A 24419-nucleotide genomic window follows, 5' to 3' on the forward strand; every position below is an offset into this window, starting at 1 on the left:
ACACAGTTGCTTTATAACAAGCTTCATTCTAGAAAACGTATAATACGTGAAATCTATGTAATCTGCGCCTAAATTCTCTTTTATAAAATGAATTTTGAACCGCTACTTGACTATAAAAAATAAATTATGGAAGAACTGACCCTCACTACTCCTGCCCTACTTTTCTCGGCAGTTTCATTGATTTTATTGGCTTACACCAACCGTTTCTTATCGTATGCCCAACTTGTGCGCCAACTGCGTGACCGCTACGTGGAGAACCCTTCGGATATCACTGAAGCTCAAATCGAGAACTTACGGAAACGGTTGAACCTGACCCGTACAATGCAAGGACTGGGTATTGCAAGTCTTTTTCTCTGCGTAGTCAGTATGTTTCTTATTTATATCGGACTGCAATTATTTTCTGCTTACGTATTCGGACTGGCACTGATTCTGTTGATAGCCTCTCTAGGCGTATCTTTCCGCGAAATACAGATTTCCACCCGTTCATTGGAGATTTACTTGGGAACGATGGAGAAAGGGAAAAACCAAAAATAACACGGTTGACAATCCCTCCTATTAAGTTTTATCAAGACACTACCCGGCAAGGAAGGATGACCGTAAAGCGACTTCCCTTGCCTACTTCGGATTTGAGATCAATCCTTCCACCCAGTTTTTCTATAATTACCTGACAAATAGAAAGCCCCAATCCTGCTCCCTGTGAGAATTCGTTCTGTTTGTAGAAACGGCTGAAAATCATCCGTTGTTCTTCGCGTGGAATACCTCTCCCAGTATCTTCTACATAAATCCGCACATGCCCCTCATCCGGCAGATAAATATACCCTAATTTGATATATCCGATTTCCGTAAATTTACTGGCGTTATTCAAGAAGTTTGTTAGAACTTGTATCAAACGCTCTCTATCCACATTAATTTCCAAAGGTATATTATCCACTTCTTTCAGGAATTCCAGACGTGGAGCAATCAAGACCTGGTGAGTCATATAAATGTCATCAATCAGCTCTCTCACCCTACATTTCTTAAACGAGAAAGACATATAGCCTGATTCGATACGAGAAAGCTCCAGAATATCGTTAATCAATTTGAGCAGCAACTCGCTGTTCTTATTAATAGTGCCGATGTATTCTTCGCGTTCTACGGAACTCAATCCATCTTCCAATGCCAGAATATTGGCAAAGCCAACAATCGAATTAAGTGGAGTACGTATCTCATGGCTCATATTTGCCAAGAATGATTGTTTCAATTCCGCCTTTTCAGCGAGTAAGCGTGCAGCTTCCAGTTCCTCCTCACGATCTTTTATATCTTGTATGTTGAGCAGCAAACCTGCTGTTTTATATTCACCACCCGAAAGCTGTTTAGTAGTATAACGAAACTCCCACCACTGATAGCCTTTACCGTCGAAGTTACAAAGCTCCTGCACAATTTTTTTATGAGCACTTTTCAGATTTCGCCAGTTGAACTTCACTCCCTCCCAATGATCGGGATGAATAAAGCTCATGAATTCCTTAAACGAAAGTTGTCTAGGATTTAGCCCTTGCGACGCCCAGAATGCATCCTCAAAAACAAAACAACCCTTATCCAATCTCCAAGCATACGTCATTCCACCCTCAATGGCTAATGACAATGTTTCTTTTTCATCAGCCAATGCTATAAGAGCCTGTTTTTTCCTCATCTGTTCCCGAAGATATAGCCACCAAAGAGAAGCAAAAAGTAAAATCAGGAAAAGAACAAATGAAGCGACTAAGGCTCCCCACAAAAACGGATATTCATCTCTGAACGGAATATTGATAATACGATAGTTAGCAGGAATACTTTCCTTACTCAAACCAATTTGCGTCATTGTATTCCAGTCTACGACATACTCTTTCCGGCTTTCAACAATGGGTATATCCGAGGGACTTGCGCCATGCAATATGCGAACGGCAGTTTTCACCTCTTCTTCTACCTGAATAGGCAGCGAAGTGATGTATCCACCCAACAACTTCTCACCAAACCCAAAGGCTTCATTAATAGCTGTCAGACTAGGACTACCACAGATACTCCCAATATTAATAGTGGTGTAATCACGTTTCAACTGGATATAACATTGATCGCGGTAACTCCTGTTTAAAACCCACATAAAAGTAGCATCCGAATGATTTCTGGCATTACGCAAAGGAATAGCCATGAAACGGGTATAACCTTCTTCCTGTGCCAAACGTATCTGTTCTTCAGGAGAAAGTTCGGGATTATCTATGAATCCGGTCACTTTATGTCCTTTAAACTGTTCCTTTGCATCTCTTCTGATTTGTCTGTCGATATAGGTAGTATCGAGCATGGTAAACAAACGAACGTGCTCACCGAAAAGCTCTTTTGCCACACTGATATTCTCATTAAAGGCTATCTTGTCATGGAAGCCTGTCACGTTGGGATGATGTTTCAGTAATCCCCAATTCGGATAATTGACACCACCAAAAACCACAGGCACTTCTTTCGCCAACTGAATTCCGCATTTCATCAATGAATAAGTAGCCTGGTCTTCATTCACCAGAATCACTTCCGGCCGCCAGTCTTTCGATACGGAATCAACCAGAAAGCGCATCCGCTCAAGTTCCGGCTCTTCCCAGTAGGATTCACAGTCTAAATAAACGGTACGAATATCAGCATCAATTTTCTCTTTTTCAAATTGCTCCGCTATCATCCGGTTAAATTCCGGATAAGCCGCATAAGTCTCCTCATAAGAGTGGACAACTAAGATACGTCGTTCCTCTTTTTGAGAACAACTACTCACCCCTAAAAGGAGCAATAAAGATAAAAGGAGCAATCTTATAATTCCTCTGTTCAAACCATTCATTTATAATAACTGGGATTAATTTCTCTCCGACTCGTAACACAAAGGTAGTTTATTTTCGAACATAAGCCAAATAAGTGAAAAAAAAGAAGCTACCTGAACAGGAATTCAGGCAGCTTCTATAATATATTAAAGAACTATTTTTCAGAGTAACATCATTAACGCTGTCCCAATTGTGAGTCTACAAAGAAAATTCCGGTATCACCAGCTTTCTTGATCTTGTCAACAATGCCTTGTGCTGTAGCTTCTTCTTCTACTTGTTCGCGAACAAATCCCCACAAGAAATCCTGTGTTGCTTTATCCTTTTCAGCAGCAGCTACGTCTACCAGCTTGTCTACCAATTGAGAAACATGACATTCATGTTTGTATACGTGTTCGAATACCTCCAGAGGAGTACCCCATCCGTTAGGAACAACATCTATTTTATCTACTTTAGCAGTTCCTCCACGTTTGATGATATAATCTGCCATTGCATAAGCGTGTCCCATTTCTTCCTGGGATTGCTTTTTCATCCAATGAGCAAAACCGCTGAAACCTTCTTTCTCAAAATAGAAAGACATTGCTAGATACAGGTTAGCAGACCACATTTCAGCAGTAATCTGTTCGTTAATTGCATTCTGTAATTTTTCTGAAATCATAATCGTATTTTTTATTAAGTTGTTAATGTAGTTTCTTTTTGAACTCATTACAAAAATAACAAGCTTTCAGTTAAAATTGTTCCATGCACCCTATATTTTTAAACTACATTCACATTTTGATTGTAGCGGTTCATTTTTTACTTACACCAGTTCGTCGGAAGTATATCCTTTCGGCAGTTCACGACAGTTGTATCCGGAAGCCATTATTTCACCATAAGCACCAGCAGAGCGAAGGGCTATCAAGTCACCACGCTTCACTTTGTTCAGGTCAATTGCTTTTCCGAAAACATCCGACGATTCACAGATCGGTCCTACTACATCGTATGCCTCCAATGGTTCTTCGGAAGTAATATTTTCCATTTTATGGAATGCCTGATACAGAGCCGGACGGATAAGATCGGTCATACCTGCATCCAGGATGGCAAATTTCTTCCGTGTGCCTTGTTTTACATACAAAACCTTAGAGATTAAGGAACCGCACTGTCCTACAACTGCACGTCCCAATTCAAAATGCAAGGTCTGATAAGGACGCAATTTCAATTGTCCGGCATAGGTAGCAAAGTAATCCTTGAAGTTCGGAATAGCCTGACGGTTGGGATGTCCGTAGTCAATTCCCAAACCACCTCCTACATTAATATGTTCTACCAGAATTCTGCGAGCTTCCAATTTATCCTGTAATTCATTGACACGATTACAGAGAGCTACAAAATCGCTCATATCCAGAATCTGTGAACCGATGTGGAAGTGAAGCCCGATAAACTTTACGTTTTTCATCTCCTGCGCCACATCTATCACCTTGTCCATATCCTGCATGCTGATACCGAATTTGTTTTCCGCCAAACCTGTAGTGATATTTGCGTGAGTATGTGCGCCTACATCCGGATTGATACGAAAAGCAACATTAGCCACCTTATTTTGAGCAGCGGCCAATTCATTGATTACTTCCAGTTCGGGAATAGACTCTACATTGAAACAGAAGATGCCGTACTCCAGCCCGAGATTGATTTCCCAGTCTGCTTTACCTACTCCTGCAAAAACAACTTTATTGGCCGGAAATCCTGCACGGATAGCGGCACGAATTTCTCCACCGCTCACACAGTCGGCTCCCATTCCGCTCTCACGGATGATGGTAAGTACTTTCGGGTTGGCATTTGCTTTGACAGCGTAATGCACTGAATAATTAGGATATTTGGCAACCTCATGGTTAATAGCCGACAATGTATCGCGCAGCACTTTGGTATCGTAATAATAGAAAGGCGTCTGCAAAGTGCGGAATTTATCGATTGGAAATATTCCCTTCATAATTCGAAAAACTTGTTTAGTTGGTTAAAAAAGAGCGCTTTTATCAGTTCGGTAAAAGCGCTCGTATTATTTGTGGAATTATTTGCTGTTGAAAAGCATATCGCTCAACGATTGTAAAGCTACTTTCTTATCACACTCCCGAATGAGGAAGGAGATGTTATAGTTACTTCCTCCAAACGAGATCATTCGCACCGGTATATCGCGCATCGCATCAAGTGCTTTCGCTTCAAAACCGACATTTTCCCATTCAAGGTCACCTACAACGCAGATGATACACATTTCTTTATCAACGGTTACTGTTCCGTATTTCTTCAGGTCATCCAGAATCTCATTAAGATGTTTCGTGTTATCTATCGTAACAGATACACCGACTTCTGACGTACAGATCATATCGATAGATGTCTGATAGCTTTCGAAGATTTCGAACACCTTACGCAAGAAGCCATGAGCCAATAACATGCGGCTGGATTTAATCTTAATAGCAGTGATGTTATCTTTTGCAGCTACTGCCTTGATCTTGCCTTTTTCCGTGTCGTTAGAAATCAGTGTGCCCGGAGCCTCCGGATCCATTGTGTTCAACAGGCGGACAGGGATATTGGCATATTTAGCCGGCTGGATACAAGTAGGGTGCAGAATCTTTGCACCGAAGTAAGCCAACTCGGCTGCTTCTTCGAAGTGCAGCTGGCGTACCGGAGCGGTCTTGTCAACAATACGCGGGTCGTTATTGTGCATACCGTCGATATCTGTCCAGATCTGGATTTCGGAAGCGTTCACTGCTGCTCCGATCAGAGAAGCGGTGTAGTCGCTACCACCACGTTGCAGGTTGTCTATCTCACCGTAAGCATTGCGGCAGATGAAACCTTGCGTAATGTAGATTTCCGTATCCGGATAAAGATCCAATTGAGCACGCAATTTATCCTTAATATATACGGGGTCCGGTTCTGCGTTCTTATCAGTACGCATGAATTCCAAAGCCGGAAGCAACACGGACTTCACACCGCATTCCTGCAGGTAAAAGTTTACCATCGCCGTAGAGATAAGCTCTCCCTGTGCCAAAACCACTTTCTCTTCGAACAAAGTGAAAAGGTCTTTAGTATAGGAGCGGATGTAGTCGAAGTGGGATTTGACAACTTCAAGACCTTTCTGTTTATATTCCTGGGTTGCAAAAAGCTCATCAATATGCTGTTTATATTTTGCTTCCAGCTTATTAATAATCTCGTTGGCACCCTCCGGATTCTTCTTATACAGATAGTCCGAAATTTCCACCAATGTGTTTGTTGTTCCTGACATAGCAGAAAGAACAACAATCTTCTGTTCACCATCGGTAATCAATTTGGCTACTTCCTTCATGCGCTGAGCAGAACCTACGGAAGTTCCTCCAAACTTTAAAACTTTCATTTTCGTTACTGTTTTAGTTATCTATATTTAAATCTATTTCTATTGTTCTCTGTCTGGGCATATATTCATCAGTCACATCTACAATCTGATGGTCGGCACAACGATATACCCTGCCCGGATAATCTTTCAACAGTTGCAAATTGTGCGTCGTCATCACTACCGATGAGCCGGATTCGCAGATATTGTGCAACAATTCAACGATGGCTTTACCTGTTTCCACATCCAGATTTCCGGTTGGTTCATCCGCCAGGATGATAGCCGGAGAATTGAGTACGGCACGTGCAATCACAATGCGCTGCTGTTCGCCACCGGAAAGTTCGTTCGGAAGTTTATAACCTTTGTTGGACATTCCCACCAGTTGAAGCACTTCTTCAATACGCTCCTGTATCTCCTGTTTGTTTTTCCAGCCTGTGGCACGAAGCACAAATTCCAGGTTATTATATACAGTACGGTCTGTGAGCAGCTGAAAATCCTGGAATACAATGCCTAACTTGCGGCGCAATTGCGGGATATGCTTACGTTTGATAGATCGCATATTATAGCCCAGCACTTCCGCTTCACCGTCAATTACATCCAGTTCGCCATAAAGAGTCTTGAGCAGACTCGTTTTCCCCGAGCCTACTTTTCCGATCAAATAGACAAACTCTCCTTTGTGCAATTCCAGATTTACATCACTTAGCACACAGAGTTCCTGTTGATGGATTTCTACGTTCTTATATTGTATCAACGCCCCGTCATCCATGCCGACTCCCGTTTTAATTTTTAATTTCTAATCTTTACTTATTAATGCTTCTTCCAGGTACTGCTATGTCTTTCCTGCAGTTCACGTGCAAGATCTTCAATGCGATAGCCTTTTGAAGCAAGCAATACAATCATGTGATAAATGAGGTCGGCTCCTTCGTAGATCAAACGTTCGTCAGTACCGTTCGTTGCTTCGATCACTGTTTCCACAGCTTCCTCACCTACTTTTTGAGCTATCTTATTGATTCCCGACTCAAACAGGCTGGTTGTATAAGAACCTTCGGGCATTTCTTCGTGACGTTTGTCTATAAAGTCCTGCAATGCTTTCAGGAACATGACCGGTTCTTCGTTTTTCTCCCCCCAACAAGTATCTGTGCCTGTATGACACACAGGACCTACCGGTTCTACTTGAATCAATAATGTATCATTGTCACAATCAGCCTTTATAGATACAACATGAAGGAAGTTACCGCTTTCTTCGCCTTTTGTCCATAAACGATTCTTCGTACGGCTAAAGAATGTAACTTTTCCGGTTTCCACCGTTTTATCATAAGCTTCTTTATTCATGAAACCCAGCATCAAGACCTTACGTGTCTCGTTGTCCTGTATGATAGCCGGAACGAGTCCGTTCATTTTATCGAAATCCAATTCCATTTTTATATAAGTTCTAATTACTATTCCAATTTACAATTACTACCTATTCGCCTACGGAATTCTTTTGCAGACAGTTCCTATATTTATCTGACTATATAATCCATCCGCAGGAAAACCCGGCCGGGGTGCCTCACCCCCTGATGGTAATTCCTTCGCCGCAAAGATACGATTTTAATTCGGGAATTTTAATTTCTCCGAAGTGAAAAACACTGGCAGCCAATGCAGCATCTGCCTTTCCCTGTAAAAAGACATCACGGAAGTGCTCCTTACAGCCCGCACCTCCTGAAGCTATGATGGGAATGGAGAGTTGATCCGCTAAAGCGGCAAGTGCTTCATTTGCATAACCGGCTTTTACACCATCGTGATTCATGCTTGTGAAGAGTATTTCTCCTGCTCCGCGTTCCTGTGCTTCTTTAGTCCACTCGAACAGATCTTTATCCGTTTCGATGCGTCCTCCGTTCAGGTAACATTTCCAACCGTTTTCGGTCTGTTTGGCATCTACAGCCAACACACAAACTTGTGAGCCGAAATTCTTTGCTATCTCGTCAACCAACCGGGGATTGCGGATAGCGGAAGAATTGATAGAAATCTTATCTGCCCCTGCATTCAGCAGACGGTCTACATCACTTAATTCATTGATTCCACCACCTACGGTAAATGGGATATTGATATTAGCAGCAATCCGTTTTACCAATTCCGTAAAAGTCTTACGTCCTTCATGGCTTGCAGTAATGTCCAGGAAAACAAGTTCATCCGCCCCCTGTTCACTGTAAGCACGACCTAGTTCCACCGGATCACCGGCTTGACGCAAGTTGACAAAATTCGTTCCTTTCACGGTTTGTCCGTCTTTTATATCCAGACAAGGTACTATTCTTTTTGCTAACACAATCCTATTTTATTTATTGTTCAACAATTTATAATCTATATTCCTGAAGCTTGATTCTTATCTCCCTTATTATAAAGGTATCTTATTTATTCCGATACGCTCATTACAGAAAGATTCTCAAATCTTGTAAGGTGATATGTCCTTCGTATAATGCCTTACCGAAAATAACTCCGGGAACACCAGCCTCATCCAAAGCAACAATATCATCCACCTTGCTCACCCCGCCACTAGCCATCAGATAAAGGTCAGGGAATTTTGCCAGCATCTCTTTATACAAATCGATAGAAGGGCCACTCAACATTCCGTCACAGCTAATATCCGTACAGATTACTTTTCGTATACCTTTATCTATATAATTTTCGAGAAATGGAAAAAGTTCACAGGCACTTTCATCTTTCCAACCATTGACGGCTATCTTATGTTCTTTTACATCTGCCCCCAAAATAATCTTCTCACTGCCGTATATTTCCAGCCAATGACAGAATAATTCTGGATCTTTCACTGCAATGCTTCCTCCGGTTACCATCTGCGCACCGCTCTCAAAAGCAATTTTCAAATCTTCATCACTCTTTACTCCTCCACCAAAATCTATGACAAGAGAAGTGCGTACAGCAATCTGTTCCAACACCCGATAGTTAACGACATGATGAGAAGCAGCACCGTCCAAGTCTACCACATGGAGCCTGCGAACACCGTTCGCTTCAAACTCCTTTGCAACTTCCACCGGGTTCTCATTATACACCTTTTTACTATCGTAATCTCCCTGGGAAAGGCGTACGCACTTTCCATCAATAATATCAATGGCTGGAATAATTTCTATCATCTATTTACTATTTGTATCTTAGAGGTTTAAAAAGTTTGTCAGAATCTTCTCTCCTGTCTTACCACTTTTTTCCGGATGGAACTGGGTAGCATAAAAGTTATCTTTATGGAGCGCAGCACTGAACGGGTGAATATAGTCAGTTGTAGCAGCAGTAAAGTCGCAGGTCGGCACATAGAAGCTATGCACAAAATAGACAAACTCTTCTTCGGTGAACCCTTCAAACAATTTACTATTCGTTTTTCCAATGGTGTTCCATCCCATGTGCGGCACTTTATCCTCATGTTTCTGCGGGACAAAACGTTTCACATCCACATCAAAGATATTCAAACAATCGACTTCTCCTTCTTCGGAATGCCGGCACATCAACTGCATGCCGAGACAAATTCCAAATACAGGCTGACGGAGATTCTTAATCAGTTCGTCCAGTCCCGTTGCCTTCAAGTGGTTCATGGTAGTTTCCGCCTCTCCCACTCCGGGAAAAATAACTTTATCGGCCGATTGGAGTTCTTCTTTATCAGCAGTAATCACCGCTTCTACCCCCAACCGCTTTAAAGCATAATCCACAGAACGAATATTGCCGGCATTGTATTTTACAACTGCTACTTTCATCAGCTAAATATTACTGTTTTATTTTTATAAGCCAAAACTTTGCGCTCGATGTGCTTCTGCACTGCACGCGAAAGAACGATTTTTTCCAAATCCTTTCCTTTATTTACGAGGTCTTCAATAGCATCTTTATGAGTAATGCGCACTACATCCTGTTCAATAATCGGTCCGGCATCCAGCTCTGTCGTTACATAATGACTAGTTGCACCAATAATTTTCACCCCTCTCTGGAAAGCTGCGTGATAAGGCTTCGCCCCTACAAACGCAGGAAGGAAAGAATGATGAATATTGATAATCTTATTCGGATAAGCATTAATCATCTGTTCGGAGATCACCTGCATATAGCGTGCCAATACAATAAATGTAATCTTATGTTTGGCAAGCAATTCCATCTCTTTGCGCTCCTGTTCTTCTTTCGTCTCCTTGGTGATAGGGAACAGATAGAAAGGAATTCCGAAACGTTCTGCTACGTGCTGCAAATCCGGATGATTACTTATAATAAGAGGTATCTCTACATTCCACTCTCCTGCCGTATACCGGGCTAACATATCGAAAAGACAGTGTGACAGCTTGGATACGAAAATGGCCATACGTGGTTTTACATCAGAGAAATAAAGACGAAAATCCATTTCATATTTTTGCCCGTAGAGTGTTCTGAAATAATCTTCAATTTTTTCCTGTGGAACCAGAAAATCTTTCAGTTCCCATTCAATACGCATGAAGAAGATGTTCTCTACATGATCTACATACTGATCCAGATAGATAATATTTCCTTTGTTTACCGTAATAAAGTCTGTCACTTCCGCTAGGATTCCCGGTTTGTCGGGACAGTGCAATAACAGTTTGGCTGTTGTCATCATTCTTTCTACTAATTAACGATTCTAGGCAGATTATTTTCTACCTTTCTAATTTTAGTCCGCAAAAATAACGATTTATTGCAAAATTACGAATTATTCAAGCAGAAAGTTGATATAAAAACGGTGATTTCTTACAGATAGAAAGATATCGAGAGTTATTTTCAATGAAAAGAATGACAAACTTTAGGATAGTGATACCATTGCCTTCGGATAGTGACGGTATTCCATCGTGATAGCGTCACTATAACGATCAGATACCGTCACTATCCGAAGAGAAGAAAAACGAATATTTTTTTTCATTACAAAAGTACTCAAAATGAGACACTAAGCATTTTTCTTGTTTTTTCTTGAAAAAAACTTTTCTCAAAACGCTTGCAGGTTTACAAAAAACAACTACCTTTGCACCCGCAATCGAGAGAGATGCAGATTAATAAATTGAAATTCTGGTGCGTTAGTTCAGTTGGTTAGAATACATGCCTGTCACGCATGGGGTCACGGGTTCGAGTCCCGTACGCACCGCTTCTTTCACTAAGAAGCAGAGAGAAATATAAATGAGTTAATCCAATTAAAATTTGGTGCGTTAGTTCAGTTGGTTAGAATACATGCCTGTCACGCATGGGGTCACGGGTTCGAGTCCCGTACGCACCGCGAAAGCAAATAGTAAATTAAAGCAAAGCTCTGAAATTCAAGAAATTCAGAGCTTTTTTCTTTTTCTTCACTTCATTTAAAACAGAGTTTAAGTAGGCGATAGATGTGCCCATTCAAACTCTACAATGATTTTTTAACCAATCATTTTATGTAACCATACTATTTTCCGCCACGCCAATTTTATCGGCTGTCTTTCAGCCGATAAAATAAAAATGCCCGTAAGAAAATATTTTTGTTTTAACATTCCGGTTTATAGAAACATGGCAGAAGAGCCTTCTTGTCGCAGTCCTTACCATGAAGAATACATTCAAACAAGTGTTTCAGGTAATTCTGAGGGTCTATGCCGTTCAACTTACAGCTTTCTATCAGAGAGAAGGTGAATGCAGAGTTTTCTGCCGCATCCTCACTGCCAACGTTCATACAGTTCTTGAGCAGCAGCTTTACAGGTTTCATCCTTTGCTCACAGAGGTTGTTCGAGATTTCTGCTGAACCGTCCTTGAGGATATTTCTCAAGGATTTCCACTGGTTTATCGTATAGTTCACGGCCTTTCTCATCAGTTCGTTAGCCATAATCTTCGCATCCTGCATCATAATGACCACCTTATGATGGATACGTTCAAGAATCGGTCCTGTTAGCTTAAGCCTTCTTTCCTTAATCTGCTCACCGCTGAGTTTCATCATACGGAACAGGTCTTCATTTCTGAACATCTCACCGATAGGATCTATTATGTCCATCGCTGTTCTGTCTGAAGGCAGGGCATCAACCCACAACCTTCTACAATGCGTCCAGCATCCTATATGAAGCACCTTTGAGTCGTCTCCGTCAAACATCCTGTAAACCGTATATCCGTCAGTGGATATGGTTCCCATAAAATATTCCAGGAATGATTTTGCCGCATCGGACGACCTGCTGCCGTTATTATAGTGATAATAGACCATCTTAATATGCTTGGCAAAGAAAGCCCATAAGTACTTTCTCCTGTAAGCCTTACCTTCCTTTGTTTCCACTCCAACAAGCTCAGTAGTCTCATCAACCATAAGGTAATTAGCTCTCTGTACAAACTCCTTGAAGACATCTTCCATGAACTCCCTTAGTTTGGCGATTCCGTTATGGATATAGCTGTTCAGCGTGGTATTGCTTATGTGGATACCCTCTCTTGCAAGCAGTCTTATCTGTCTGTTCTCAGGCATGCTGAAGTCATATTTCAGACAAAGCAGACGGGCAAGCAGTTCAGGAGAGAAGATACCTCCAAGGTTTTTCAGCGGATGTTCCATGGTGCTTGTGAAAGTGCCGTCCGCAAGCTTTACCCTTGCCACCTTGTAAACATGCTCCACGTTATAAGCCCTTACATGTTCTATGACCCTGTATTCCCACACATCAGGCATACCGTTGCGGTTCATAAACCGTCCCCCTTCTGGAAGCGTGTAATACTCGTCCACTTCATGTACTACCACCTTGTCAACTTTCAATTTTGTTTTCCCGGCACGTGGTGCGGTTTCCTTTCTCCTTGAAGGTTTGCTGTTCTGGGCAGGTATGTTGCCGGAAGAGGTATTGCTGCCGGTTTCGTTATCATCGGTCTTATTATTATCATCCTTCCTGTCAGAACCGTCATACTCGGATTGTTCCAGAGCGGACTTGTCGAGATTACGGTTGTTCAACAGCCTTCTTTGCTCGGAAGTACGGCCGAAACGGTGTTTCCTGCTGTCCTCAAGCTGAAGTCTGAGATTGGAGATCTCGTTTGCCAGCATCCTGTTCACCTCATCCTTTGCTTCAAGCTGCTTTCTCATAAGTTCCATTTCTTTCCTGTAATGTTCAACCGTGGTTGACTGCTTTTCGATGGTATCTTTGAGATCATTGATGGTATCTATCAGATTTTTAGAGTTCTCCCTGTTGGATTCTTCAATAGACTCAAGCCTCGCAATCAATTCTTTATTCTGTTTGCGAAGACCTGCCTTTTCCTCATTCGCCAGACCCAGCTGGCAGCAAAGTAACTCGTATGCTCTTTCATCAATCATGATATAAAGGTACGAAAAATCAGGCACTTACGCAAACTTTTTACCGTTTATTTTTTATACTATCCTGTTGATAATCAGTATGTTAATATTAGCCTTTCGGACTAACGTACATCTTGTCAACTACAATGCTTTCCGTAAGATAAGCCATGTCCGACCACTGTATCCGGTAGCACCTGGAGACTTCATCAAATACAGGTTTCTTGAATTTGCCCATAACAGGACGTTTTTCGTAAAGCACATAAAAACCGCGTTCGTAATGAAGTATCTTCACAACCTTTCGGTTCCGGGACATGAACATATATACATTGGACGCATCGCTCGGGTCAAGGGACATTTCTTCCCTTATACTCTCACACAGACGGAAAATGCCTTTCCGCAAATCAACATTACCGTTAAACAGGTAATAGTTAAGGTTAGCACTCAGTCCAAGCATATCATCCTATCATTTTATTAAGCAACAGGCTCAAATCAAGAACGGTGGTGTTTCTCAGGAACAGTGTTGCGCCAGACGCCAGCTGTAACTTGATCCATTTTATTGGTGGTTCACCTTCAGGATGTTTCACGTCCAACTTCACAGTTGGACTATTGCATGGTTTCCCGGTTATCTGGACTTTGGCAACCTTGGGCTGCTCAACCTGGACTGTCTTGCCTAACTTCTCACTCCACAACTGGTGACGCTGCCAGTTCATGAACTTGTCGTAATTTACACCATAATCAGCACAGAACTCTCGAAGATCTTTGGTCTCGCTGCATAACTGGTAGAGGTCATATACCTCCTGATAGTTTACTTTTTCTTTTGCCATAATCATTCTTGTTAAAGGTTACGGCGCAAAGATATGGCGGCTAACAACTTATGTCAAGGCGGAAAATAGAATGGTTACTTTTCAAATTCGATTCGATTGAATAAGCCATGAACCATCTGATAAGGAATACATAGAAAAATATGTCTAGGTTATATTTCCTATTTAGAACTTCCGGCCAGATATCCCAAACTGGTCACATCTGCCCCCAAGTAATGATTAATGTGCTTCAATGGCACCCTGTACAGAATATCCGGAATTTCCGCCAATAAAGAGAGGTACCTTTCCCTTACTGTCAGCTTGCGGGCATTCATATCCTCTTCCTCTTTAAAGTAAAACTGATACTCCATCAGTTGACGGACCAGATTCGCAAATGAAATTGAAGATGCACACAACTCTTCAATCTCCTCTTCACTGATGTAATAAGCAGCACATTTCGTCAGTGTCTTGATAGAATACTGACTTGAATTATAGCATAACACAGCATCACCCGCAGAGAAAAACCGATTGGTTCTCTCTTCTCCTTCATGAGTGGTATATGTATGCAAAATACCGGAAACAATAATGTACAAGCTCTGCTCTGGCAATGTGGCAGAAGCAATCGTTTCTCCTTTATCCAGATACACCATTTCCATTCGAGCCAACAGCTCTTTCACTTCTCTTTCATCCACCTGATACTCAAAACAGAGTTTCTTCAAATAAGCTTCCATACAAAATAGATTTTAGTTAATATATGTCACTTAAAAACACCTAATTCGACATAGCAGGCATCATTGTGCCTCTCAAATATAATTTCCTTTGGGTATATCGTAAATACCAGATACAGATCAATAATGAAACGACCGTTGAAATGGGTGGAGCAAATCCCATGATAAACAGCGACGAGCTATCTATCTGGCTGAACCAGTATGACAACGGTATACGGAACAGGAAAGTGGCTATCAGACTGTGAATCATCGGGAATAACGAGTTTCCTTGTCCGCTGAAATAAGAATTAATGCAGAACACGAAACTAACCACGATGCAGTCGATGCTATACCCTCGCAAATAATCTGCCGCCATTGCCACCACAGCAGCATCTTTCGTAAAGAAAGCAGTAAGAGTCTCCGGCAGGAATTGCGAATACACGCAAACCGACACACCGAAAACAAGAGCAATCCCAATCCCTGAAGCCAGACATTTATTCATTCTCTTGATAAGTCCCGCTCCATAGTTCTGTGCAGTCATGGTTGCCACAGCCGATGATATAGCCATCGGAGGCAGCATAGCAAACACGATGATTTTCTCAACAACACCCAGGGAAGCAGATGCAATGACTCCCATCTGATTGACAATGACAGTGATAATCAGAAAAGAAACATTGATTAAAGCATCCTGCAAAGCAATAGGTGCTCCCAACACCAAGATCTTTTTAGACAGATTCCGGTTCAATCGAATATCTTTCCGTGAAAAATCAAAATGGAATCCGTGCCGGTATAAGAACCAGAGCGCTATTCCAAAGCTGACTCCTTGTGCACTTACAGTAGCAATAGCCGCTCCTGCAGCTCCCCAATGGAAATAACCGACCAATATAAAATCGAGCACTATATTTATCACACATGCCAGCCCAACAAAATAAAGTGGTGTTTTAGAATCACCCAATCCACGCAAAATACCACATACAACATTATATCCTACTATAAACAGAATACCCAGAGAGCATACCAAAATATAGTTTTTCGTATCTACCATCGCTTCGACAGGAGTATGCATCAGTTCTGCTATCCGACTATGAAAAAGCACCATGACTAAAGTTAGCACTACGCCGGTTATTGAAAACAACCATACGGAAGACCCGATAGTAAAAGCTACTTTTCGATTGTCTTTAGCTCCGGTAGCAATAGCAATCAGCACTGTTGTCCCAGTAGTAATACCCAGAATAATACCTGTAATTGTCTGCATCACCTGACTACCAATAGCTACGGCTGCCACACTTGCCGAATCATCATATTGTCCGACAACGAAAAGGTCAGCTCCGCCATAAAGTGCCTGGAGCACATTGGCAATCAGAAAAGGTACTGCAAACTGCAACAATACCTTCGGTACGCTTCCTTGTGTCAAATCTAACTCTTTCATAGTTTCTTCGATACTTTTCCTCTTTATCTTATTTTGTTACAACATAAAAAAAGTGCCGGACAAGCGAATGATTTGCACCATTCATCTTATCCAGCACTATAATTATTATTATAGCACCCTCCGATGAGGATTTTTATGCCTGTCCCTATTTCAGGGCTGCAAATATGGGCTTTGTTTTCATAATTACCAAATTTTAACCGGTTTTTATTTTCTTATGAAGATGTAACTAGCTATATATCAACTATTATCAGACGAGGTTTGGTCTATAGGATCTCCGTTAGAAAAACGAAAGAAAGCTGCCAACCGATCCGGATTCAGCGTATAACGTGCGCGTTCTTTTAATAAGGGTTCCGCATTCATTACGGCACAAGAATGAGAAACTACGGACATCATCGGCCAGTCCTTTAACGAATTTCCTACAACTAAGGTGTGTTCAAAAGATAAACTCAAAGCCTTACATAACTGAATTACCCCCTCTTTTTTACTCGCTTCAGGATGAATGACTGTTATCAGCGGAGCTTTATGAAAAACCTGGCAGGGATTCTCTTTCAACCGGATAAGAATAGCTTCTCTCTGTTCTTTATCACGTACCAATATACTATACTTGTAAACCACTCCTTCATAATTATGAATAGTGACTTTTGCAGATTCTCCATATACCTCCGGATATACTTTCACCGGCAAACACCTGATCTGGCCCGAATAAGATAATAAACCTCCATCTGCAAAAACTCCTCCCCTGAATAAATAGAAAAGAGCCTTTCCCAGCTTTTTCTTCGCCTGCTCCATCGACAGAGAAGTGGCAAGATATAAGGAAACGGACTGTGCCATATATCGTAGAGCGTTAGCATAACTTTCAGAAACTTTTCCCTGTGAATCAGTCAGAGTTCCATCCACATCGAAGAAAACAGTCGTAATAAGTGGCTTGTCCGGTATTCGCCAGAACGCCCCTTCTCCCATGATTCGATGTAAAGGGTGATTGTTCAGGTTACTGAACGCAATATAACAATCACAAACCTTCCTCTCGCAAGATAGCGGCAGAACAGCTCCATCACCTTGATAAAAATTACCAATCTTCACCCGGCTTCGGGGACAAGCATACATATCCCCTTTCCAATCGATAAAACAATTATTCCTTCCTCCTGCGCAAACTTCCCATTGTACCGGAGCATTCTTCAAGTCATACTCAAAAAGATTATCCAGTTGCCTGAAAAACTGAATATCTTCCTGACTTAATGGTGCCCTTAACCCTTGCATAGCATTAATGAATAAATAAATATCCGGTAAAAGAGCATTCCGTAAATCATTGAGTACGGCCTTTGCAGAGGGATTTCCTACCGCTCCGGCACATACCTGTATTCCCGCATGATGGAGTATATGAATCTGATGCGCAAATTTCTCTACCGAAGTCATCTCCGGATGAAAACTGGCCCAAAGCCTTATCTTACTTATCACAGTGGGAGTTACACGAATCTCATCAAGCCAGTGTTTAGCCGGAAAAGAAAGGTTAGTCTGACAGGAAATTCCAGCCACCTGTGGCAATGCTGCCAAGTGCATCATTCCTTTCCGATAATAACGATGGATCAATGCTTCACCGTAAGGAATAATAAATAACTGCAACGGCTCCCCTTTCCATTGTTCAATAGCTGCTATAAAACGATTCCATGCCTGTTCGTCCTGTGTCGTATCTGCCAGATGCGACTTCTTGCCGAAAGGGCAATAAGAACAGGTATAGTTGCAGCTATTCAATTTGCCGCGATAATATATACGCCTGAAGGAAAGTAAAGAGCCTTCGTTTTCCATTTCTATTTCGTTCAATAAGAATAAGTTTCCATCAGTTCTCTTATTTCAGGAGTAATGAACAACTGACCAATATAATCGGAGTATGCCATTCCGTCGGAAGTCAGACAAATACGACCGTTATCCGTATCTTCTATCCATTGCCGTTCAGCTAACTGTCGAAACAACGGCACATTATCCGGTGATTCTCCAAAACGACGCTCATATTCGGCCTTATCAAGCCCCATATAATACATCAGATTTTTAATGATAAAACGTTGCCGCTGTTCTTCCTGCGAAAGAATAAATCCATTACGAGCCACTGTAAAATCAGTAGTGCCCATATAATCATCTATCTCTCCGGCAATACAACGCTGGCAAACAGTATACCGGGTGGCATAATGCAAATTACCCAGGTAACTGCGTCCGCCGGAGCCACACGACAGCATCACTTCATCCCCACATGAGATTTCCGCATCAGTAGACGGATGATGAATAAAACGCCGCATCGAAGTTTGTAGAAAACCTCTGTCTTTCAACAAATCACAAGCGGCACAATACATCTGAAAACAGACATCGTCGGATTCCCGCTCCGTGATAGCCGTTTCCGGTCGCACATATAGCGGATAGATAAAGAGTTCGTTAGGCTGAAACAGAAGAGCCTGTTCCAATGAATAAAGAAAGCTGGCCACAGTTTGTCCTTTGATTCCGTAAATCAAATCAATATTAAAAAACGGGAATTGTCTCTTCCGGATAGCCTCCAGCGCCTGATTAATCATGTCTCGCCGGGGACGTCTTTTCAAAGCAGTTAATTCTTCGTCAAGGAAACTCTGTACGCCAATACTCACACGAGCCACTCCTGCTTGCTTCAATAAGTCCAAACGGGCAGGATCGGCATATTCCGGCGATGTTTCTACGGAAGTAAAGGTATGTGAAGGATGCACTCCGAATAAGGCAGCTGTATCCAGTAAGTATTCCAGTTGAGGAACAGTGAGGAGCAACGGTGTGCCTCCTCCAATGGCGAAACTATCAAATGCCAGTCCGGTAGTGAGTGGAGACAACTGTTGCGCCTGCTTGTGAAGAGTTTCCAAATAAGTTGCGATATAATCCGCACGATTTGTTTGCAGAGAAAACAGGTTGCAATATCCACATTTATGACTACAAAAAGGAATATGGAAATAAAGCGATGCTTTCTGTCCTTCCACCTGTTTCAGGTAAGGAACCAGCGAAACCGGGGACGGAAAAGAACGATAAGCAGTTTTATGTGGGTAACTATACATATAGTCTACATATCGTGGTAGCGGTTGATTCATTTTTTCGTTAAAATAAAGTGTTTGTAAGGGACTGTATAAACCGTCTCGTGAGATATGCAATGATATTCATATCCATCCTCTCCATAGCAAGTGCCATGATCGGAAAGAGCAATCACCAGCGTATTTCCCCGTTTCTGAAAGGCCTGAAATAAACGGGGGAGCTGACTGTCGACATATTGCAGCGCGGCAGCGTGTGATTCCTTATCATCCTTCATTTTGCCTTCCACATAATGACAGTTCGGATAATGAATAGCAGAAAAATTGATATACATAAAAATCCGTTTGTCCTCCGGATAGTTTTCGAGTTTCTTCAATGCAAAATCAATTTGTTTTTCAGTACTATCGGGTGCCGTGCATCCAAAGGTCGGCAGCCAATAACTTTTAGTAAAGTAACCGGGAAACACACGCCCCAGTTCATTACGCTTGCTGAAGAAGTTCACCCCTCCTATACAAATCGTTTCATAACCTACATTGGCAAGGCTTTGCACAAAAGTTGCTTCCGTAAACGGATAACTTCCCGCAGGCGGAATACGTCCCGTACCAGCTTGCACAGGGAAAAACAACCACTTACGGCTGCGTAGCGAATGAGGTTCCGCCGGAGAAGGCAGAAATCCTGCAAAGATGGCAAAATGAGACGGGTAAGTAAAATTTCCCGGTGCATGTCTTTTTTCCCATTCTCCTCCGTGACTGTTCAGTACCGGTGTTCTTCCCGCCGCTTCTTCCTCCTTGCTGACATCATAACGCAAGGTATCAAAGCAAAGCATCAATATATCATGAGTACCCACCACCTGATTCATATCCAGATCCGGATTTTGGGTCTGTTCGCCAGCCGGCAGTTCATCTATTTGCATGGTTATATCTCTTTTTTATGTTTTTTATCTGTTGAATATAAATAGAATTATGAGCAAACATATCCTGATACACATGATCTCCCTGTCCGTTGACTTCTATTATATAAGGAATATCTGTTCCTCTCTCTATCAGTACATCCACTCCGGCATATTGCAAATCCAAAGATTGAACCGCTTCCTGACACTGAAAATAGATTTGTTGCCGCACTACTTCCGGCAAAGACAATTCGTTCCACCAATGTGCCTTATTGTTCAGATGCAGATTGGTTATGCTTCCTTTACTGCATCTCACAACGATATAATCAATTTCAGATTCCCGGCACACTACCCGGAGATCATAATTCTCTCCCTGCAACTGCTCTTTAGGAATCCATTCTTCTAAAATAGCTTCTGTTTGCATCACCGCTTCCGCCAACGGGATCATCTCTTTTTCCGTACTCAAACGGTGGATACGTTTGGTGTTATGAATGACTCCGTCCACTTGTTGTAAGGTAGTATAGACTACCCATTTATTCCGGTTGGGTTGATAGCGAACAGCCATAATACCTCCCGCCCCCGAACCGTAACGGGGTTTCAAAAAGCATCCTCTACCGCAATCGGCAAGAAGCTCTCTCAACTCATCAAAAGAACGGGGAGAAGGTAACATCGGAGTCACTTTCAACCCTCTGTCCATCAACACTTGTTTAGTTTCCTTTTTATCAAGAGCACGTAATAAAGCATGGGGAGTATTCAAAAAGCACACGTCATCAGATAGCCTCATCTCGCCTAAACGTTGCAGTGTCTCCTTATATGCCTGATTCAACAGCGCATATTTCAGGAAATTCGTTTCATCGCTTACACAAGGTTCCAGTTTGATAACTGCCTGCCGTAGTTGCGGCAAGCAGTTAAAAAGTTCCCCGTAAGTCATAAAACGAACTTCCGTCTGCAAGTGTTTGCCTGCTTCAATAAAGTATTCTATACGTTTGGACAGAGAGTTGCTGACAACGATTATCTGCATCTCCTATTCTGTAATCATCGGGTAATACCACAATTCACCATCATATTCATCTGCCTCTTCAGTTTCAGCAATATCTATTTTCATAGGGAGACTCTGCAACTGTTTCTTCATCTCCTTGCTCAAATAATTATAGCGCATATTGATAAACTTCAAATGAGCGATCTTATCCATATTATCCAGCAATAATTGGGCACCTTCATCTTTGAGAGTACCAGCCGAAACATCCATTGTTTCAAGTTGGGGAAGAATATCCGACTCCAGGAACATTTCTACAATCTTGTCCTGTTCTTCAGAGTTGACGATCCCCAGATAAGTCAGCTTCGGGAAACGTTCTTTGGAGAACAACGGACGGAATATCTCAATATCAGCTTCAAATCCATAATCTTCCACACCAACATATAGAATCAGTTTTTCCAGATTGGGGAAATCAGAACCAAGAATATCTTCTACCACTTCGGTAGGCAGGCCACCACTGATAATTTCGAGTGACCGCAACTCCGGCCGTGAAGTCTTTCCCAAACGCAGATTATTGGTTCCTTTGATTTTCAGATCTTTCAATTTAGGCATGGCATCGAGCAGCGGACTAATATCAGCTTGTTCAATCCATGAAATCTCCTGTTCTTCCTGCTCAATATCTCCCCAGAACAAGCCTTCTATTTGTGCGAACTTCTCCTTATTTTCAATCATTCCCTGTAATAAGGCAGAACAGTCGCCACCCTCATAATCCCAACAACCGATTGTTATTTGTTTATATTCAGAGAGATGTTTATCTTTCAATATCTTATCCAGAAGATTCACATTGTTTTCATACTCATCATAACTCAAAGTATATTTCTTGGCTTCCACTTTCATTTCACGTGCAGTTTCTTCAGCAGTTTCTACATACCCTTTTTTGGTCTTTTCCGCAATCAGTTTGCTGGCTGCTTTTTCAGCTTCTTCAGTCGTTGCGTAGTTTTTCACTTGTGTTTGTCCGTCGGTCCCCAACTTACCATAATTTACAGTAACATCTGTTCCGACTACCTCTATGCTCCAGAATTTCTGCGATTTAAAATCTTGAAAAACGAATACTCTCTTCATAATACAGTTTTTAATGGTTGATATTTGCACACTCAACACAGAACGCGCATGAACAATACCTGCAAAAATAACCATTTTATGTAATGTACAAAGAAATCTGTTTACTAAACTTTCAGAGTATTCAAAAATACAACCCAAGATATGCAACAAAGGCTGCCTTTTGGGGCAGCCTTCATTATTCTATTTCTGTAATATATCAGTTTAATCTTCAATAGTACATATACTTACACGGTTCCAATCCGGTTCAGTAAACATATCGCCTACACCCTGACCTTCAGCAGTGATACGAGATGCACTGATTTTATACTTGTTGACCAAGATCGTTTTTACAGCTTCTGCACGTGCTGCGGCAATTCTGGCATTCACTTCAACACTACCTTCCGGAGAAGCGTATCCCTTAATAACCACTTTAGAATCAGCATATTTCTTCAGGTAAGAAGCTACACGTTCCACATTAGGAAGTTGTGAAGCGTCAACTGACGATTTACCTTGTCTGAAAGTAATGATAGATTCAGGTACACGGGCGGTTTTCACTACAGTCTCCACCGGAACCACTTTTGTGCGGCATGCTTCAAGTTCTTCCTGCAATCCGTTGATACGTTGGTTTGCATTGCTGATCTCACCATCTTTGTTGTTTACATCTGCACGAAGTGCATTGATTGAAGAGTTCAGTCCGTCAATTTCGGCTTGATTATATACTCTCACTTTGGCAAAATGATGTGTTCCGTTACTTGTCTTAAAGTGATATGTCAATCCGGCTGTCAACTCAAAACCTGCGTTATTAGCATTGAAACGGCTCTTTGTTTCAGGGTAAGTACCTTGCATATCATACACAATGGCAGGTTTGATTCCTAATGTCCATGCTTTACTTTCACCCAAGTTGAAATTGAAATTCAATCCCAAACGCGTAGACCAGGAGTTCTGATCGCCATCGCCATTCACATAATAATGTAACCAACCCATTCCGGCCACAGCTTCCACTTCAAACAAACGAGGTTCGCCAGTGTAACTTGCAAATAGATTCATCAAATTGACTTTACCCAATACGCTGACATCCGAAGCATCGAAAGCCGTTTTACTGGATGTGGTATTGATATATCCCATTCCTTGGAATCCCAAACCGAAGATAGGAGTTAATTGCTTTGAGACTCCCACTCCAAAAGTGGGACGCATACCTTTAAAGAAAGCACTGTGAGTAAGGGGAGTAACTCCACCGGCATTTACTCCGACAGACCAATTATCTGTAAGTTTGGTACCTTCTACAACTGATTGGGCATTTGCTACTGTAAAGCCACCCAATATAAAAGCTAATAAAATAATAGATTTTCTCATATTCATAAGTTTTAAATGTAATGTTTTATCTGCTAAATCATTAGAAATGTATTGTTTGTTCATGTCTAACTTTCTAGTTTATTTTTTAATTCGTTATTCACTTTAAACAACATATCATATCAAAAATTAGTTCGCAAGCCATGAGCCCTATTAACATCTATTATGCTTTCGAAAAATCTAAAATATGGAAACATCAATGCAAACGCCTCATTCCCTGAAGAGAAAGGGATCCCAACATCGCTAACCATTATGCATCTTATTTCATTATTCTACACTTTCATTCATCCATCAGGCAGGAAATACATAAACCGGACTCTACTAAAATGCGAAGAATAGAACATAAACGGAAAGTTATCAGGTTGTTAATGCCATATATCGTTCTGATAAAGAGCGAATATTTTTCTTCCTTTTCAATTGGAATCTTGATTTAATTTCTAACTTTGCCGCCAACATCGGTTTCCGGAATGGCATTATCACCAGACGGAATTAAAAGGGAATCCAGTGAAAATCCGGAACTATCCCCGTAGCTGTAAGTTTTATCTCTCTCATAAAAAAGAGAAATGTTATGGCATTCATTTGCCACTGATTCATGAAACGGATCGGGAAGGCGCCACAACAAAAACAAGTCAGAAGACCTGCCGATAAAATTTCCGTTATTCCAGGCTTTCGGGTGAAAGGCAATAGAACGAATCGTACAGGTCCATTTTATTACAAGTCTCCAGAAATTGTCGTGCATGAATAACTATGTAGGCACTAAAT

At 41.6% G+C, this 24419-nt stretch carries 22 protein-coding genes, 2 tRNA genes and 1 riboswitch; of the genes, 3 read left to right on the top strand and 21 right to left on the bottom strand.

Annotated elements, in window-relative coordinates:
* Window positions 1-126 precede the first annotated feature (126 nt).
* Complete coding sequence (locus tag Bovatus_RS06870) at window positions 127-534, top strand: DUF2721 domain-containing protein (RefSeq protein WP_004297039.1); 408 nt, start codon at window positions 127-129, stop codon at window positions 532-534.
* Between the two features lie 31 nt (window positions 535-565).
* On the opposite strand, the gene Bovatus_RS06875 is transcribed toward Bovatus_RS06870, so the two are convergent.
* The 10 genes from Bovatus_RS06875 to purU all read right to left on the bottom strand — a co-directional run bounded on the left by Bovatus_RS06875 (window position 566) and on the right by purU (window position 10735).
* Window positions 566-2830, bottom strand: a complete 2265-nt coding sequence (locus tag Bovatus_RS06875) for a sensor histidine kinase (RefSeq protein ID WP_004297040.1) — start codon at window positions 2828-2830, stop codon at window positions 566-568.
* A 155-nt stretch (window positions 2831-2985) separates the two neighbouring features.
* Window positions 2986-3465 (bottom strand): ferritin, encoded by a 480-nt coding sequence (locus Bovatus_RS06880; RefSeq protein ID WP_004304025.1) that lies wholly within the window; start codon window positions 3463-3465, stop codon window positions 2986-2988.
* 141 nt (window positions 3466-3606) lie between these two features.
* Window positions 3607-4767: a diaminopimelate decarboxylase gene (gene lysA, locus Bovatus_RS06885; RefSeq protein ID WP_004297042.1), complete on the bottom strand. Its 1161-nt coding sequence runs from the start codon at window positions 4765-4767 to the stop codon at window positions 3607-3609.
* Window positions 4768-4845: 78 nt separating this feature from the next.
* Window positions 4846-6165 carry an aspartate kinase gene (locus Bovatus_RS06890; RefSeq protein WP_004297043.1) on the bottom strand — a complete coding sequence of 440 codons (1320 nt, stop codon included), beginning with the start codon at window positions 6163-6165 and terminating at the stop codon, window positions 4846-4848.
* Between the two features lie 13 nt (window positions 6166-6178).
* On the bottom strand, window positions 6179-6907 hold the full coding sequence (locus Bovatus_RS06895; RefSeq protein WP_004297044.1) for a cell division ATP-binding protein FtsE: 729 nt from the start codon (window positions 6905-6907) through the stop codon (window positions 6179-6181).
* Window positions 6908-6948: 41 nt separating this feature from the next.
* Window positions 6949-7560, bottom strand: a complete 612-nt coding sequence (gene hisIE, locus Bovatus_RS06900) for a bifunctional phosphoribosyl-AMP cyclohydrolase/phosphoribosyl-ATP diphosphatase HisIE (protein ID WP_004297045.1) — start codon at window positions 7558-7560, stop codon at window positions 6949-6951.
* A 130-nt stretch (window positions 7561-7690) separates the two neighbouring features.
* The gene (gene hisF, locus Bovatus_RS06905) at window positions 7691-8446 is read right to left on the bottom strand and encodes an imidazole glycerol phosphate synthase subunit HisF (protein ID WP_004297046.1); all 756 of its coding nucleotides are present in this window, start codon (window positions 8444-8446) and stop codon (window positions 7691-7693) included.
* Between the two features lie 103 nt (window positions 8447-8549).
* Window positions 8550-9269, bottom strand: a complete 720-nt coding sequence (gene hisA / locus Bovatus_RS06910; RefSeq protein WP_004297047.1) for a 1-(5-phosphoribosyl)-5-[(5-phosphoribosylamino)methylideneamino]imidazole-4-carboxamide isomerase — start codon at window positions 9267-9269, stop codon at window positions 8550-8552.
* An 18-nt stretch (window positions 9270-9287) separates the two neighbouring features.
* Entirely contained in the window at window positions 9288-9878 is a 591-nt protein-coding gene (gene hisH, locus Bovatus_RS06915) for an imidazole glycerol phosphate synthase subunit HisH (RefSeq protein ID WP_004297048.1), read from the bottom strand.
* Window positions 9878-10735, bottom strand: coding sequence for a formyltetrahydrofolate deformylase (gene purU / locus Bovatus_RS06920; protein ID WP_004297049.1), 858 nt, complete (start codon window positions 10733-10735; stop codon window positions 9878-9880). The genes hisH and purU overlap by 1 nt, the downstream gene beginning before the upstream one ends.
* Before the next feature lie 442 nt (window positions 10736-11177).
* Here purU and Bovatus_RS06925 point away from each other — a divergent pair.
* A tRNA-Asp gene (locus tag Bovatus_RS06925) sits at window positions 11178-11251 on the top strand.
* A 55-nt stretch (window positions 11252-11306) separates the two neighbouring features.
* A tRNA-Asp gene (locus Bovatus_RS06930) sits at window positions 11307-11380 on the top strand.
* 237 nt (window positions 11381-11617) lie between these two features.
* Here Bovatus_RS06930 and tnpC read toward each other — a convergent pair.
* The 11 genes from tnpC to Bovatus_RS06985 all read right to left on the bottom strand — a co-directional run bounded on the left by tnpC (window position 11618) and on the right by Bovatus_RS06985 (window position 23666).
* Window positions 11618-13396: an IS66 family transposase gene (gene tnpC, locus Bovatus_RS06935; RefSeq protein WP_004300191.1), complete on the bottom strand. Its 1779-nt coding sequence runs from the start codon at window positions 13394-13396 to the stop codon at window positions 11618-11620.
* 88 nt (window positions 13397-13484) lie between these two features.
* Window positions 13485-13829 (bottom strand): IS66 family insertion sequence element accessory protein TnpB, encoded by a 345-nt coding sequence (tnpB, locus tag Bovatus_RS06940; RefSeq protein ID WP_004297053.1) that lies wholly within the window; start codon window positions 13827-13829, stop codon window positions 13485-13487.
* Between the two features lies 1 nt (window position 13830).
* Window positions 13831-14199 carry a hypothetical protein gene (locus tag Bovatus_RS06945; protein ID WP_170834904.1) on the bottom strand — a complete coding sequence of 123 codons (369 nt, stop codon included), beginning with the start codon at window positions 14197-14199 and terminating at the stop codon, window positions 13831-13833.
* A 158-nt stretch (window positions 14200-14357) separates the two neighbouring features.
* Complete coding sequence (locus Bovatus_RS06950) at window positions 14358-14906, bottom strand: Crp/Fnr family transcriptional regulator (protein WP_004297054.1); 549 nt, start codon at window positions 14904-14906, stop codon at window positions 14358-14360.
* Between the two features lie 40 nt (window positions 14907-14946).
* The gene (locus Bovatus_RS06955) at window positions 14947-16311 is read right to left on the bottom strand and encodes an MATE family efflux transporter (RefSeq protein ID WP_004297055.1); all 1365 of its coding nucleotides are present in this window, start codon (window positions 16309-16311) and stop codon (window positions 14947-14949) included.
* A gap of 237 nt (window positions 16312-16548) precedes the next feature.
* On the bottom strand, window positions 16549-18114 hold the full coding sequence (locus Bovatus_RS06960) for an STM4011 family radical SAM protein (RefSeq protein ID WP_004321286.1): 1566 nt from the start codon (window positions 18112-18114) through the stop codon (window positions 16549-16551).
* Window positions 18115-18125: 11 nt separating this feature from the next.
* Window positions 18126-19403: an STM4012 family radical SAM protein gene (locus Bovatus_RS06965; RefSeq protein ID WP_004297057.1), complete on the bottom strand. Its 1278-nt coding sequence runs from the start codon at window positions 19401-19403 to the stop codon at window positions 18126-18128.
* Window positions 19400-20254, bottom strand: coding sequence for an STM4013/SEN3800 family hydrolase (locus Bovatus_RS06970; RefSeq protein WP_004297058.1), 855 nt, complete (start codon window positions 20252-20254; stop codon window positions 19400-19402). The genes Bovatus_RS06965 and Bovatus_RS06970 overlap by 4 nt, the downstream gene beginning before the upstream one ends.
* Complete coding sequence (locus Bovatus_RS06975) at window positions 20241-21251, bottom strand: STM4014 family protein (protein WP_004297059.1); 1011 nt, start codon at window positions 21249-21251, stop codon at window positions 20241-20243. Before Bovatus_RS06975 ends, Bovatus_RS06970 begins: the two co-directional genes overlap by 14 nt.
* Before the next feature lie 3 nt (window positions 21252-21254).
* A complete protein-coding gene (locus tag Bovatus_RS06980; RefSeq protein ID WP_004321288.1) occupies window positions 21255-22328 on the bottom strand; it encodes an STM4015 family protein in 1074 nt (357 codons plus the stop codon).
* 201 nt (window positions 22329-22529) lie between these two features.
* The gene (locus Bovatus_RS06985; RefSeq protein WP_008774604.1) at window positions 22530-23666 is read right to left on the bottom strand and encodes an OmpA family protein; all 1137 of its coding nucleotides are present in this window, start codon (window positions 23664-23666) and stop codon (window positions 22530-22532) included.
* A 430-nt stretch (window positions 23667-24096) separates the two neighbouring features.
* Window positions 24097-24317: riboswitch (cobalamin riboswitch) on the top strand.
* The last annotated feature ends 102 nt before the right edge of the window (window positions 24318-24419 follow it).

Source organism: Bacteroides ovatus, from assembly GCF_001314995.1.
GTDB lineage: Bacteria > Bacteroidota > Bacteroidia > Bacteroidales > Bacteroidaceae > Bacteroides > Bacteroides ovatus.

Coding starts and splice junctions, on each gene's coding strand:
- Bovatus_RS06955 (WP_004297055.1), bottom strand. CDS start 16,311: ATGAAAGAGTTAGATTTGACACAAGGAAGCGTACCGAAGGTATTGTTG.
- Bovatus_RS06875 (WP_004297040.1), bottom strand. CDS start 2,830: ATGAATGGTTTGAACAGAGGAATTATAAGATTGCTCCTTTTATCTTTA.
- Bovatus_RS06945 (WP_170834904.1), bottom strand. CDS start 14,199: ATGGCAAAAGAAAAAGTAAACTATCAGGAGGTATATGACCTCTACCAG.
- Bovatus_RS06960 (WP_004321286.1), bottom strand. CDS start 18,114: ATGGAAAACGAAGGCTCTTTACTTTCCTTCAGGCGTATATATTATCGC.
- Bovatus_RS06890 (WP_004297043.1), bottom strand. CDS start 6,165: ATGAAAGTTTTAAAGTTTGGAGGAACTTCCGTAGGTTCTGCTCAGCGC.
- Bovatus_RS06980 (WP_004321288.1), bottom strand. CDS start 22,328: ATGAAGAGAGTATTCGTTTTTCAAGATTTTAAATCGCAGAAATTCTGG.
- hisIE (WP_004297045.1), bottom strand. CDS start 7,560: ATGGAATTGGATTTCGATAAAATGAACGGACTCGTTCCGGCTATCATA.
- Bovatus_RS06895 (WP_004297044.1), bottom strand. CDS start 6,907: ATGGATGACGGGGCGTTGATACAATATAAGAACGTAGAAATCCATCAA.
- tnpC (WP_004300191.1), bottom strand. CDS start 13,396: ATGATTGATGAAAGAGCATACGAGTTACTTTGCTGCCAGCTGGGTCTG.
- hisH (WP_004297048.1), bottom strand. CDS start 9,878: ATGAAAGTAGCAGTTGTAAAATACAATGCCGGCAATATTCGTTCTGTG.
- purU (WP_004297049.1), bottom strand. CDS start 10,735: ATGATGACAACAGCCAAACTGTTATTGCACTGTCCCGACAAACCGGGA.
- Bovatus_RS06950 (WP_004297054.1), bottom strand. CDS start 14,906: ATGGAAGCTTATTTGAAGAAACTCTGTTTTGAGTATCAGGTGGATGAA.
- Bovatus_RS06880 (WP_004304025.1), bottom strand. CDS start 3,465: ATGATTTCAGAAAAATTACAGAATGCAATTAACGAACAGATTACTGCT.
- lysA (WP_004297042.1), bottom strand. CDS start 4,767: ATGAAGGGAATATTTCCAATCGATAAATTCCGCACTTTGCAGACGCCT.
- Bovatus_RS06970 (WP_004297058.1), bottom strand. CDS start 20,254: ATGCAAATAGATGAACTGCCGGCTGGCGAACAGACCCAAAATCCGGAT.
- hisA (WP_004297047.1), bottom strand. CDS start 9,269: ATGATAGAAATTATTCCAGCCATTGATATTATTGATGGAAAGTGCGTA.
- Bovatus_RS06870 (WP_004297039.1), top strand. CDS start 127: ATGGAAGAACTGACCCTCACTACTCCTGCCCTACTTTTCTCGGCAGTT.
- tnpB (WP_004297053.1), bottom strand. CDS start 13,829: ATGCTTGGACTGAGTGCTAACCTTAACTATTACCTGTTTAACGGTAAT.
- Bovatus_RS06985 (WP_008774604.1), bottom strand. CDS start 23,666: ATGAATATGAGAAAATCTATTATTTTATTAGCTTTTATATTGGGTGGC.
- Bovatus_RS06975 (WP_004297059.1), bottom strand. CDS start 21,251: ATGCAGATAATCGTTGTCAGCAACTCTCTGTCCAAACGTATAGAATAC.
- Bovatus_RS06965 (WP_004297057.1), bottom strand. CDS start 19,403: ATGAATCAACCGCTACCACGATATGTAGACTATATGTATAGTTACCCA.